The 12,820-nt window shown below is 59.4% G+C and carries 9 protein-coding genes and 1 pseudogene; 8 read left to right on the top strand and 2 right to left on the bottom strand.

Translation table 11 applies throughout. The features are described from left to right. The 6 genes and pseudogenes from DBR23_RS29460 to DBR23_RS26420 all read left to right on the top strand — a co-directional run. Nucleotides 1–855: pseudogene (locus DBR23_RS29460) on the top strand (cell surface protein); the annotation flags it as partial. A 127-nt stretch (nucleotides 856–982) separates the two neighbouring features. After that, the gene (locus DBR23_RS26440; RefSeq protein WP_233250763.1) at nucleotides 983–1,876 is read left to right on the top strand and encodes a peptidylprolyl isomerase; all 894 of its coding nucleotides are present in this window, start codon (nucleotides 983–985) and stop codon (nucleotides 1,874–1,876) included. Nucleotides 1,877–1,944: 68 nt separating this feature from the next. After that, the gene (locus tag DBR23_RS26435; RefSeq protein ID WP_108500072.1) at nucleotides 1,945–2,745 is read left to right on the top strand and encodes an ABC transporter permease; all 801 of its coding nucleotides are present in this window, start codon (nucleotides 1,945–1,947) and stop codon (nucleotides 2,743–2,745) included. After that, nucleotides 2,742–4,055: an ABC transporter ATP-binding protein gene (locus tag DBR23_RS26430; protein ID WP_369882171.1), complete on the top strand. Its 1,314-nt coding sequence runs from the start codon at nucleotides 2,742–2,744 to the stop codon at nucleotides 4,053–4,055. The genes DBR23_RS26435 and DBR23_RS26430 overlap by 4 nt, the downstream gene beginning before the upstream one ends. A 172-nt stretch (nucleotides 4,056–4,227) precedes the next feature. After that, nucleotides 4,228–5,121 carry a bifunctional 2-polyprenyl-6-hydroxyphenol methylase/3-demethylubiquinol 3-O-methyltransferase UbiG gene (locus DBR23_RS26425; protein WP_108500071.1) on the top strand — a complete coding sequence of 298 codons (894 nt, stop codon included), beginning with the start codon at nucleotides 4,228–4,230 and terminating at the stop codon, nucleotides 5,119–5,121. Between the two features lie 117 nt (nucleotides 5,122–5,238). Then, entirely contained in the window at nucleotides 5,239–6,108 is an 870-nt protein-coding gene (locus DBR23_RS26420; RefSeq protein ID WP_108500070.1) for a cyclopropane-fatty-acyl-phospholipid synthase family protein, read from the top strand. A gap of 13 nt (nucleotides 6,109–6,121) precedes the next feature. Here the strand turns inward: DBR23_RS26420 and DBR23_RS26415 are convergent, their stop codons facing one another. Further along, nucleotides 6,122–7,429: a tetratricopeptide repeat protein gene (locus tag DBR23_RS26415; protein ID WP_108500069.1), complete on the bottom strand. Its 1,308-nt coding sequence runs from the start codon at nucleotides 7,427–7,429 to the stop codon at nucleotides 6,122–6,124. Between the two features lie 18 nt (nucleotides 7,430–7,447). Beyond that, on the bottom strand, nucleotides 7,448–11,197 hold the full coding sequence (locus DBR23_RS26410) for a methyltransferase domain-containing protein (RefSeq protein ID WP_108500068.1): 3,750 nt from the start codon (nucleotides 11,195–11,197) through the stop codon (nucleotides 7,448–7,450). Between DBR23_RS26410 and DBR23_RS26405 the strand changes: the two genes are divergently transcribed. Next, on the top strand, nucleotides 11,171–12,052 hold the full coding sequence (locus tag DBR23_RS26405) for a glycosyltransferase family 2 protein (protein WP_369882170.1): 882 nt from the start codon (nucleotides 11,171–11,173) through the stop codon (nucleotides 12,050–12,052). The two genes, DBR23_RS26410 and DBR23_RS26405, sit on opposite strands and share 27 nt — an antisense overlap. Then, the coding region (locus DBR23_RS26400) for a glycosyltransferase (protein ID WP_108500074.1) at nucleotides 12,049–12,820 on the top strand (772 nt) is incomplete at its 3' end. The genes DBR23_RS26405 and DBR23_RS26400, both read left to right, overlap by 4 nt.

Below are 12,820 nucleotides of genomic sequence, written 5' to 3'. Positions count from 1 at the left end.
GGTAACTTCGTGCACTTCCCTCAGTTGGATACGGCTGCAGTGGCTGCTTCCGCTGACGCCAATACGCTGACAGCGGATCCATTGTTCCGTACGACGCAAGTCGTGACAAATGCAAACGCCGCTCCTGCTACGGTACCTGCTTTGGCACTGCTGAACTTCGACTTGCCTGACATGTCGACGCCTTTCTATGCAGCTCCAGCCGCAGCCGCCCCATTGGCTCAAGCACAGGCTTTGCAGACAGCCCTGAAAGTGACCTCGATCACTAATCAGTATGCGAATGATGCCTCCATTACTGCGAAGACTGACTGGGTTTTCTCCATGCCTACACGTCGCTATAACGTGGCAGCTAACTACGCTGCAGGCGCCACTCAAGCCACTGCATTGGCTGCAGCGAACTATCGTCTGTTCTCCGATCTGGGAGCGGCAGGTCACACTGATGACATGTTCTACCCCGCTCAAGCTGGCGCCCCAATTGCAACGGGTAACACCGCGATCGATGCGGCCGGTAATATCTGCGTAGTCGCTGATGGTCAGCGTTTCTTTGACCGTGAAGAAACCACAGGCGGTACTCTCCCAGTGTTTTCTCCTGGCACGGGTACCACTGTTCAGTTCTGCGGTGAAGTTAGCGTATTGGCCTTCCGCGATACCGGTACTTCTGTTTTGGGCGCCAGCGTGGCACGTCGCACTGTTACGACCGGTACATACGAAAACGGTTGGGGCGTGCTGACAACGACGAACGGCGGCAAGGGTCTGCCAATCCTCGGCTCTTCGTTCATCAAGCTGGAAAATCCATCCGCATCGGCTGGCAAGTCTGGTACGTACGGCATCACTTGGCCACATCGCTTCGCACGTTAATTGCGGGCACTTAATCGCAGCAATGCGATCTGAAAAGGCGGGGTCTCCCCGCCTTTTTTCATTTCACAACTCATTTTTCTTATCCATGAAGCTCTCGATGACAACCTGTTTTTCGCCAATGCGCAGCATGGCTCTTGCTGCCGTCTTTCTGGCCGGTGGCGCGGTGGCGCAGGCTGCAGACCCTGTGCCACTGACCCAAGGCGGTAAATTTGCGATTACCACCAACGACATCGAAGCCGATGCGCAGATGCGTATGCCCGCTGAAATGCGCCCGATGGTATTGGCCAACAAGCAGAGCGTGAGCCAGGTGGCAATGAACATGTATGTGCGCCGCGCACTGGGTCTGCAGGCGGTACAAGAAGGCTTGGACAAGGACCCCAAAGTGGCTGCCATGCTCCAGTTGGCGCGTGACAAGGTGCTGTCGGACATGATGCTGGAGCGGATTGACAGCCAAAATGCCCCCAGCGACGCCGCGGCCTTGGAATTGGCCCGCGCTATGTACAAGGCCAAGCCAGACCGTTTCAAGGTGGGCGAGCAGGTGCAAGTGCGACATATCCTGATCGCGGGTGTCAAACCTGAGTCGCGAGCACAGGCCGAGAAGCTGCTCGCTGATATCAAGGGCGGCGCCGATTTCGCCAAGCTGGCTGAAGAGCATTCGGCTGACAAGGGCAGTGCTGCACGCGGTGGTGATCTGGGTTTGTTTGCCAAGGGCCGCATGGTGCCTGCCTTTGAAGAGGCCGCTTTTGCATTGCAAAAGAAGGGCGACCTGAGTGGCGTGGTGGAAACGCAGTTTGGCTACCACATCCTCCAACTGGAAGACCGCAAGGCCCCTACCACGCGCAGCTTTGACGAGGTGAAAGAAGAGTTGCTAAAGGAAGTGCGTGCCAGCGTGACGCAGGACGCCCGTGTGAAGGCAGCACAAAAGCTGGGTGAAGGCGTCGAGCCCAACACCGCAGCAATTGAAGCCTTCGCTGCCGGCTACGCAAAGGGCCCTGGTATTCCAGTGCCAACGGGTAAGTAATACCGGTTGCAAAAAGCAACGGTCAGACAGGCTATAGCGGGCGATGATTTGCCTGCAACCATTTTCCGATGAACTTTATTTGGAACGAGGCGCGCGCGCTCTGGCGCGCGCGCATGTTGGTGTGGGTGCTTACCCGCCGCGAGGTGGCTTCGCGCCACACCGGTACGGCTCTGGGCATTGTCTGGCCGTATCTGCAGCCACTGCTTACTGTGGCTGCCTACTATTTGGTGTTTGACGTGGTGTTTGGCATGCGCCTGGGTGAGCAAGCGCCCACGCGCGCCGTGGGCGCTTATCTGGTGGTGGGCGCCTTGCCTTGGATGGCGTTTTGTGATGCCGTCCAGCGTGGCATGACCAGCCTGATCGACGCCGGCAGCCTGCTGCACAAGAACCCGCTGCCGCCCGTGTTGTTCACGTCCCGCACGGTGCTGGCCAGTTTTTCAATTTATGGACCGTTGCTGCTGCTGGTGGCAGCGGCGTACATTCCTTCCCATGGGCTAAAGCCAGCCATCCTGGCTCTGCTGCCTTTGCTGCTGTTGCAAATGCTGTTGTGCATGGTGCTGGGTTACGCACTGGCCATACTGGCTGCGGCGCTGCGAGATGTTGCGCAACTGGTGGGCTTTCTGCTCTCGGTGGGCATTTATCTGTCACCCATTCTGTTTCCCATTCAGCTCTTTCCCCAAGCCTGGCGCTGGGTACTATGGCTCAACCCGATGACGGGTCTGGTCATGGGATATCAGCAAGTGCTGCTGCAAGGTCTGTGGCCCCAGTGGAGCGTATGGTGCGCAACGCTTGTGTGGGTGTGTGCACTGTCAGTGGTGCTGAACGCCTTGGTGGCCCGCAGCCGTGACCAATTGGTAGACTGGTTGTGAGCACCAAAAACTACCCCAATACGCCGAGCGTTGTGCCTGACACCGTGCTGTCAGTGGCTGGCGTAGCTAAAGAATACAAGCTTTATCCCACCCCCCGGGCCAGGCTGCGTGCGCTGTTGACGGGCAAAGCCACCCACCGCAGCCACTGGGCACTGAGCGATGTGTCGTTTGAATTGCGGCGTGGCGAATGTATTGGTGTGATCGGTGACAACGGTGCAGGCAAAAGCACTTTGCTCAAACTGTTGGCGGGTACTTTGCAGCCCAGCCATGGGCGTATTGATCGCGTAGGCCGGGTGACTGCCATTCTGGAGCTGGGCGCTGGCTTTCACCCCGACTTCAGCGGCCGCGACAATCTTTACTTCGCGGGCAGCCTGATCGGTATCAATCATGATGAGATGGCGCGCCTGGAGCCTGAAATCATCGATTTCTGCGAACTGGGTGAGGCGCTGGACCGGCCGGTAAAAACCTATTCGTCGGGCATGACCGTGCGCTTGGCTTTTGCCCTGGTGACTGCTGTGCAGCCTGACGTTTTGATCATCGACGAAGCGCTGGCCGTAGGGGATCAGAATTTTCAGAAAAAGTGTGTCGAACGCATCACGGCGTTTCGTAACAGCGGCTGCACCATCCTGTTCTGTTCACACAGCCCTTACCACATTCGCCATCTGTGCGACCGGGCACTCTGGCTCAAAGGGGGCCGGGTGGAGCAGTTCGGCAATACAGAGGCGGTGCTTGCCGCGTACGACGTACACACGCGAGCGCGTGAAGCCGCGGCCGAGGGCGACGCTCCTGGTGGGCCCGTGCCAGCTGTGACCGACAGTGCTGGTGCAGGGCATCCTCCAGATGGTTCAATGGCTGACCAGTCGCGGCATTTCACCGCCCCAAAGGCGGCAAGTGATGGCGGCAGTGCCTGCATTCTGTCGGTGGATGTGGCGCACCTCAATGATGCGGTGGGCGACCAGCCGCCGGTGCTCCAAGGCCATGATTTGGTGGTGACCATCCGTGCCCGAGGGCGGGGGATGGAGCGCCCGAATATCGGGTTCATGATCGAGCAGTCAAAGGGCGTGGGCATCACATCACTTGCTACGCACGAAGATGGAGCAGTGCCTGTCCAACTTGACGACGGCACCTGGCAATCCGTCCTGACCTTCCCGGATCTCCCTCTACACAGCGGCGACTATGTGATCAGTGCTTTTTTGTTCGACGAAACGGGGCTGGCAGTGTATGACCAGTGGTTTCAGTTTTTGCACTTCCGCTTCATTTTCCCCAAGCCGCTGCCTGGTTTGGTGCGGCTGCCCCACCGCTGGGGTTAACGCCCGCAGACTCTCCCGCAGATCCTTGGCTGACTCATCTGCGTACAGCGGGGCTGTCAAAGCGCCAAGGCGCAGGATGTCGCGCTTGCAGTGTGCACCTGTCCTGCGCTCACGAGTCGGTATCTTCCAGCTGCTCCCCGATAATCTGTGGTTTCTCGCGCATTCCAACACCATGACAGTTCTTCCAACATCGACATCCACCCTTGGCCAACAACTGCTGCGAGAGGGGCGTGAGCTGCTGGCACGGGGCGACAGGGAGGCTGCAGCGCAAGTGCTGGTGCGTGCGCGCGATGAACGCGATGTGGTGCTGGCCGCCCACGCACTCATAGAGGCGAATGACCTGATCGGGTCCTTCAACAACGTCATGGGGCTGAACTGCACCATCTCTGAGCAAGACGACATTTTCGGCTTCTTTCGAAGTCACCACTCAAGCCGTAACCCACTGCGCGACTACCTCGCGGACGGCTGGAGAACTTTGTCGGAGCTGATGCTGCTGCTGGAGGCGGTGGACCAGCCACTATTGAGGACGCCCCGTGTGTTGGAATTCGCCAGCGGCCATGGCCGGTTTACCCGGCACTTGGTCAAGGCGCTGGGTTCTTCGCGGGTCGTGGTGTCGGATGTAGTGCCGAATGCGGTGGATTTTTCTCGTAGCACGTTCGGTGTTGATGGCTTCTTGTCGGCCAGCGTGCCTGAGAGTGTGCAATGGCCTGCCCGCTATGACCTGGTATTTGTGTTGTCTCTCTTCAGCCATTTGCCAAGCGCGACTTGGTCGCGTTGGCTCAAGGTGTTGTACGAAGCGGTTGCCCCTGGCGGGCTGCTGGTGTTCAGCACCCACGGTATCAAAGCGGCCGACTTTGATCATGTGACGCTGGACGAGGACGGCTATTTTTTTGCGGCTTCCAGCGAGTCCACTGCCATCGACGAGCAGGAATACGGCACCACTTTTACCTCAGAGGCGTTTGTCCTTGCGCGCATTGCCGAAACAGTGGGGGCCGACAGGCTGGTGCACAAGGCACCAGTTCATTTCTGGAACCACCAGGACGCTTACGTGCTGCGCAAACCGTGAAAGGAGCACTTGGGTGGAGCGTTGGCAGTGTGGCCAAGCAGCCCAGACTGCTTGCAACATGGTGCTGCTGCGGGAACGTAGGAAGCGATGGAGCACAGTGCTATCCCTGGAGAAGCAATGAACAATAGTTGGTGGTTAAAGTTGCAGGAGCGGCTGTGGGGTATGGCGCCATGGGATGCAGAGCGCATCAGTGACGAGTGGTTTCGGGCGCATTTCGATTACGCCGCCAACGTGGTCCACCAGTGGATGGGCAGCGCGCTTGATATGCGCACTGCAAGACTGCTAAATTTTGGCTGCGGCGATGGCATTACCGATTTGTCTCTGGTGCTGCGTCACGGCGCTACCGCCATTCATGGCATCGATATTCGCAGGGAATACACCAAACTGCCGCGCATTGCCCGCGAGCAACTGGGCATGCGTCGTATCCCGGCTGCGCTGACGTTTGAGACCATCGCGCCGGGCGCGCGCCTGTCGGATCGCCATTCGGGTATCGATGGCATTATGAGCTGGTCTACTTTCGAACATGTGCAGCGCGACCAGTTGCTGCCGATCTTGCAGGATCTGCACGCCTGTTTACGCCCGGGGGGGGTGTTTTTCTTGCAGATCGAACCGTTGTTCCATTCACCCTATGGCTCGCACCTGCGCCGCTATGACGAAGTGCCGTGGCACCATTTGCTGGTGCCCGAAGAGGTGCTGTGGTCCACCATCGAAGCCCACGAAGGGCCGATCAACGCGGAGGAAGTCGATTTTGGGTTTGCTGACTTTGGCGTCGACGGCTACAAACGCTTCGTGTTCAAGGAGTACCAACAGCTCAACCGTTTGACGGCGGATGAACTGGTGGATCTTGTGCGTCAGGCTGGTTTCGTGGTGGAGCAACAGGAGCGACGCAGCGTAGACCTGCTGCCACCGCAGCAATTACTTGTGCAATACAGTGAATCAGTGCTGCGCAACAATGAGATTTTTTTGCTGTTGCGCAAGGGTGCTTAGGAAGACAAGTCGTTCACGAGGGTTTGCGTGCCATGACTACAAAGCCATGTGCGGGCTGGCCCTTTTGGGTACGCAGTACGGTGTTTTCGACTTCCACCACAAATCCGGCATCCCGGCACAGGCTCTCGACATGGCTGCGCTTGTGGACGTACCGTTCAGTAGACCGATTCAGGACGAGGTCAGGTCCATCCTCTGGCCCACTTTCGCATGAGAAAAACAGTCTTCCACCTGGCACCAGGGTGCGCCACACTGCGGGAATGACTTTACTCAAGTCGCCCACATACACGCAGACATCCAGTGCAACGACTACATCGTAGGACGTAGCTTCAGCCTCGCTGAGTGCGTCGTGCAGGTCCGCGACGGTCAATGTGTCGTACAGGTTGTAGCGGCGTGCCTGATCAAGCATTTTTGGGGATAAATCCACGCCCGCCAGGCGACCTTGTAGTCTGCCCAGTTGGGCCCCCAGCAGTCCTGTTCCGCAGCCTAAGTCGAGCAGGTTGAGCTTTCTGTCCGGATAAAAAGCGATGATTTTCTTGGCAATCTGCTGTGGCAACCTGTAGTTCAAGCCCTGGACCAGCTGGGCGTCGAAAAAATGTGCAGCGTTGTCGAAAAGTTGCCGGTTGAGTTCGGTGGGCTGGTGTGCTGGAGTTTGTCCTTGTGCGCGCTCTTCGTAGTAGGCGTAGACGGGATTGGTGGGGTCGAGCGCTCGCAGATGGGCTGTTGCGAGAGCAGCTTCTTCCAGACGCCCTGCTATCAAGAGCATGTGCATGCGCCCTTCGAGCGCTGCGCGATCCTCGGGAGAGTCTGCAATGAGCCCGTCCCAGAGAGCAAGGGCCTCGTCATACTGCTCCATCTGACCCAGGGCGGAGGCAAGCATCATTCGCAACTTGGCATCGGAGGGTTGCCGGGTCAGGCCTTGCCGGATACGGCGCACGGCGAGGGCGAAGTCACCAGTGAGTTGTGCGACGTCAATTGCACCGTCCAGCACGACGCGGCTCTCGCTGTCAAGTTGAAGCGCTGTGGCGGCGTTCTCGCTCGCTTCTTCATACTGACCCTGTCTGGCCTGCAACTGCGCCAGCACAATAATTCCGGGAGCCCAGTTGGGTGCGAGCGACAGCCCGGTTTGCATGAGTTGAAACGCTCCGGCCACATTGCCAGCTTTTTCTGACATGACCCCTGCCATCATGTATACGCGTGGGTCGTTGGGGAATTGGGCTCGTGCTTGATTGAGCGCGTCGGCAGCCTGAGCAAGTTGGCCTTGCTCTATCAGCGTGCGGGCGGCTTCGATGAGCGGAAGGTTGGGGTCGGAAATACTGTTCATGGTGGTGATTGAAGTAATTTACTTTTGCAGCCAATTCTTGATTCGACGCTGCCAGTGCGCAGGAATACGGCGGGCTGCAGTGCGCAGCAGAGGGAGCGAACGCAGGTAAGCGAGTGCGTTCAGTGCCTCAGAACGTGCTGACGCGCCCCTGGGTGCCAGGTATTGGGCTAGCAACGCGGCAGCCAATGGTGGCTGCGCGTCTGCTTTTGCCGACATGCCCATCAAATAGTCGTGCTGGTATGTCCAGGGCGCGCTGCTATCAGGTACAGGTTGGGCGAACGTGGGTGCTGGCGGCAAGCCAGGCACGAAATGCTCGGCACGCAAAGCTGTGAAAAGGCGCACCCATTGCTTTCCTTCCTGGTCCCACGGACAAACCCAGCTCCAAGGCCTGCCAACAATGCGTTCTGCAAATGCGCCGATGTCCGGAACGGCCACCGGCAAGCCTGCCTGCAAAGCGGCGCTGAGCGTATAGCTGTAGGTCTCAGGCCAGAGGGCGGGGAACCAGACTATGTCGGGTTGCAGCCAAGCCAGCAGTCCCGGCAAGTCCTCGTCCTGGTAGGCGCCATGCACGGTAAGCCGTGCGCGTGGCTGGGTTTGCAGGTGGCGGTAGCCATAGCCGAGCAGATGGAACTCCACAGGCGCACCTGTTCTGGCGGCTTCCTGGGCCGCCGCTTCAAGCACGTCAGCACCCTTGATGGCACTGAGTGCGCCGAGGACCACCACTTTGAGTGGTGCGTCCGGGGCCATATTTTTGGCCGGCGGCAGTGGCGTTCCCCTGCTGCCAGGCGTGGCCATGTCCGTGTGGGGAATGGCCCGCACACGCGCACTGGGGGCAAATGCAGCGATGCGCCGTGCAGTGTCTGCGCTGGGGGCGATAACCAGGCGGGCGCTAGTCAAAAAGTGACGGTTGCGGTGTCGCCAGTCCGCCACCGTGCCGTTGCCCATGGGGGCGGGGTCATGCGGGGAGCAACAAGCGCATTGCCCAGGGGCGGGTTCCCCAGCAAATCGGTTATCGCTGCCCGTCAGGGAGATGTGAGCGCAATAGCTGTAGTAGTCGTGCGCGGTGAAGTCATAGTCCACCCCCAACTGTGCTGGCAGGTCCAGAACCAGCGGATCATGGCCAAGGATATGGTGGTAGTGGATATGCCGCACACCCAAGATACTGAGCACCTGAACGAGGTCTGCGAACTGGTCGGAGAGCCGGAACAAGAGTTCAAAGCCTTCATCCTTGCCAGCCAGTTCCAGGCGTACGCGCTGGTCTGGTGCGGGCGTGAGTGTGAGGAAGGTCGCTTGGTCACTCAAATGTTGCGCGAGTTCGCGCACATGGCGAAGGGTGCCGCCCGCCCTGTCGTGCAGCACAGCCAGCACGACGGGGCGTTGAGCCCGCTGTATGCGTGCCATATCCAGCGCGAGGCGATAGGGTTGCGCCGGATCTGCCTGCACAAATGCCATGACCTCGCGCTCGTAGCGGGGGTGCAGGCGTCGCAGGGTTTCCATGGCGGCCCGCTCGCGCGGGCTTTTGCTGTCGCCAAAGCTCACGCCACCGGTGTGCAGCACAAAGGTGTCTAGCAGATGGAGATTGCGCCAGCCCGCCTTTGCCGCACGTTGGCAGAAGTCGTTTTCTTCGCCGTAACCCTTGCCGAAGTTCTCTGTGTCAAACAGTCCCACCTGCTGCAGGCAGTCGCGGCGGATGTACATACAAAACCCGACACCGGTGGGCACGTCCACCACAGCGCCCGGATTGGTTTGCGCACACAGTGCGTCCAGCCGTGCCGTGTCGTAGTCCGGCGGCAAGGCGTTGTCCTTGCAAAAACGAGGGTAGCTGCAGATCGTGGCGTTGTTGGAAAACGGCGTAACCGAGCCTACCTTCTGGTCTCCGTAGGCTGCGCGGCGAATACGGTCGAGCCAATCATTGGCGACCTCAGTATCGCTGTTGAGTAGCAACACATCGTGGCTGTCGCTCAGCGACATGCCTCGGTTCACCGTTCCTACAAAGCCCAGATTTTCCGGGTTTTCCAGCAGCGTGATGCGGCTGTCTTGCTGTGCACGTTCCCGCAGCCATTCGGTGACTTCTGGTTCCGGGCTGGCGTCGTTGATGACGATCAGGCGCCAAGGCGTTTCGCATTGGCTTGCCAGGGCTGAATCAATACACAGTTGTGTATCGGCCAGCCCCCGGTATACGGGCACGATAACGTCCACAGGATGAGTGCTTGGCGCCAGTGGCACGGGTGCAGGCTTTGCGGGTTGCACGGTTGTCTGGACGCGGCCCAGCAATCGATCAATGTGCATCTTGGCGTGGACCAGGGGGCGGGTGGCTCTGAACACGGTGGAGTTTTCTATGGTCTTGAGGTGGTCGGCCAGTGCTTGGTAGTCCTTGTTCAGGCGAGTAGCTTCCTGCTGCCACATGGCGCGTTGCTGTGCAAGTGCCTTATTGCTTTCTTCTAGAAGGCTGGCTCTGCCACTCACCGCCTGTAGTTGGTTCTGCTGTTGCTCTATCCGGCTCTGCGCATCACGGGCACGGCTCTCCAGTAGGTCGATGCGGTCTCCCAGCGGTTTTACCGTACTGGACAGCGCCAGATAGTCGGCAGACATGGGCCAGCCCAGTTCAACGTCCAGCCGCGCGCCCGAGAGGCTGGCAGACGCAAAAGCCTCGGCGGGGATGGGCAGCTCCAGCCAGGGGTCAGTGCCGGTGAGAAGTAGCAAGCTTGCGCCGGACGCTGGTGGCATAGGGGCTTGCCAGGCAATTTGGCTGTGGGGGGTGGACGCCAGCAAGGTGCGGCTGGAGGCGTCTGCCGACCACTGCCAAAGTGCATCGCCTTGCTCGTTGCGCAGGGTGATGCCGTACAAGTGCAAAAAACCAGCTCGGTCTGCTGGGTCGAGTCTGAGCCGTGTGATGGCCTCGCCAACTGCGGGTATTTGAAAGCTTACGGTTTGATGCTCGGAGCCAATGACGCCAGTGGCGCTGAGCTTGTCACTTTCCGCATAGCCATCATGTCGCCCTATATACAGCTGTGCGGTGAAGAGTGCGTTTGCAGCATCAAGGTCAGTGGGAGCGTGTTCGGCGATCGGCACATAGGTCACAGGCCGTGCAATGCCTATGAACTGGTAGGTCAGGGCATCGGGAATACCGAGCAGGTAGCGGGCGACATTGGGTGGCAGGCGATCAAAGGCCACCTGAAATTCCGAGTCGGGCAATTGCCTGGTGATGGTATCGACAGCGTCCAGATCCCAGCGCTGTTCGGACAGAAACCTCACTAGCGAGCGGCGCGTGAAGAATCGCAGGTGGGTGCGATCGAGCAGGCCTTCCTCTCGGTAGCGGAACTCCCCTTCCAGTAATTCAGCCAGAAGCCCGCTGTAAGCGGCATTGGGCACCGATATGAGTAATCGGCCTTCTGGCGTTAGGAGTTCGCGGCACATCTGCAAAACAGACTCTGGCCGCTTGAGGTGTTCCAGAACATCGGCGCAAACGATGTAGTCATATTGCTTGGTACCGAACATGCTGAGCAAGTCGGCTGTCTCTAGGTCGGCCACCTCCACCTGTCGATAGTGGGGTTGGGCATGCGCAGCCTCTGCTTGACTGAGGGTGACACCATCCGTCGTGCAATCGCGGGTTTCCTTGAGATATTGCCCAAGAGCTCCGCTGCCACACCCCAGATCCAGCACGCAGGCGCCGCGCCTGATCAGGCCGGCCAGGACCGACAGCGAAGTGCGCTCCCCGTCTGCGATGGAGCGCAAATACACGTGCAGATCGTCAATAGAATTCGTCATCCGGCGATTATGACGGGCCAGATACGGCGACTTCGCACGCTCCGCAGGGGACAATACCGGTCGATGTCAGTCATTCAGCCTTTGTTTCAGCCTGGTTTGGTGGTCTCTGTGGTCAGTCACGGACACGGCGACATGGTCCATGCTCTGTTGCTGCAGTTGGCCCAGGTTTCGGCAGCCTCCATATCCCGCGTGGTGCTGACGCAGAACCTGCCAGAGCCGGAGCCCGTTCCTCCGGCAGGAGGCTGGCCATTTGAATTGTTGCGTGTAGTCAATGAGGCACCCCTCGGGTTCGGCGCCAATCACAATCGGGCTTTGGCCACAGTCACTGAGCCGTTTGTGTGCGTTCTCAACCCCGACGTGATGCTGGTAGGCCACGAGGATCCCTTCCAAGTGCTGGTTTCAGCGTGCTGTGCGCCGAACATCGGTTGTGCGTATCCTGTTCAGATCGATCCAGAGGGGCGGGTACAGGGCAGTGAGCGCGAAGTTCCCTCTCCCGTTGCGCTTTTGCGCCGCAGGCTTATGGGCCGCCAGGAGATACGGGTGGATTGGGTAAATGCTGCCTGCATGGTTTTGCCTTCTGCCGTTTGGCGCTCCTTGGGCGGGTTCGATGAGCGCTATTTCATGTACTGCGAAGATGTGGACCTTTGCCTGCGATTGCGGTTGCGTGGGCTGCATTTGGCCAAGGCGCCGGTTCGGGTCATTCACGCTGGGCAGCGTGCCAGTTCGCGTAGCCTGAAGCATCTGGGCTGGCACGTCCAGAGTCTTTGGCGTTTGTGGCATTCGCCAGTCTATGCCCGCGCGCTACAGTTTCTAACCTCGGCGTCAGCTGACAAAGGTACCATCGGCGCTCCATGATTTGGTTGTCTGTGGTCGGTTTTTTGGTAGCGGCGCTGGCTGCGGGGCTCATTGTGAGATGGGGGCGGGAGCATGCGGCGGTCTACAGCGATTCGATGCCCCAGCGCTTTCACCTCGGACATGTTCCTCGATTGGGCGGCGCGGCGTTGGTGATGGGTACGTCCGTAGGGTGGGCGTTGGGCGTACTGCAGTCCGTCTATTGGGGCGACCCAGGCTCCCTCCGGCTCGACTTTTGGGTGGCTGGCTGGCTGGTGGTCGTGCTTCCCGCAGTGATCGGCGGCATTGCGGAAGACCTTACCCAGCGCCTTTCAGTGCGTTACCGCCTCACTTTGACCGGGGCATCTGGCGCATTGGCGGTATGGCTTTTGGGTATCAATCTGCCACGCCTGGGTTGGCCCTGGCTTGATGCTGTCCTGGTTGCCGCCCCCTGGCTTGGCATCGCCATAGTCGTGCTGGCCGTCGCAGGCCTGCCCCACGCCTTCAACATCATCGACGGCTACAACGGGCTGGCTGGAATGGTTGCCTTGATCGTGTGCCTCGCCTTGGCGCACGTGGCGCTGCAGGTGGGTGACCGGGCACTGGCGGCGCTGCTGGTATCCACTGCCGCAGCCACAGGCGGTTTTTTGGTCTGGAACTACCCGCGCGGCATGTTGTTTGCCGGAGATGGGGGGGCCTATGTGTGGGGCGTGGTGATTGCCATGGCCAGCATCTCGCTGGTGCAGCGCAATGCGGACGTATCGCCTTGGTTCCCGATGCTTCTGCTGATCT

The organism is Acidovorax sp. HMWF018 (assembly GCF_003061035.1).
Taxonomy (GTDB): Bacteria; Pseudomonadota; Gammaproteobacteria; order Burkholderiales; family Burkholderiaceae_C; genus Acidovorax; species Acidovorax delafieldii.
This window is presented reverse-complemented; position numbering and strand designations above follow the sequence as displayed.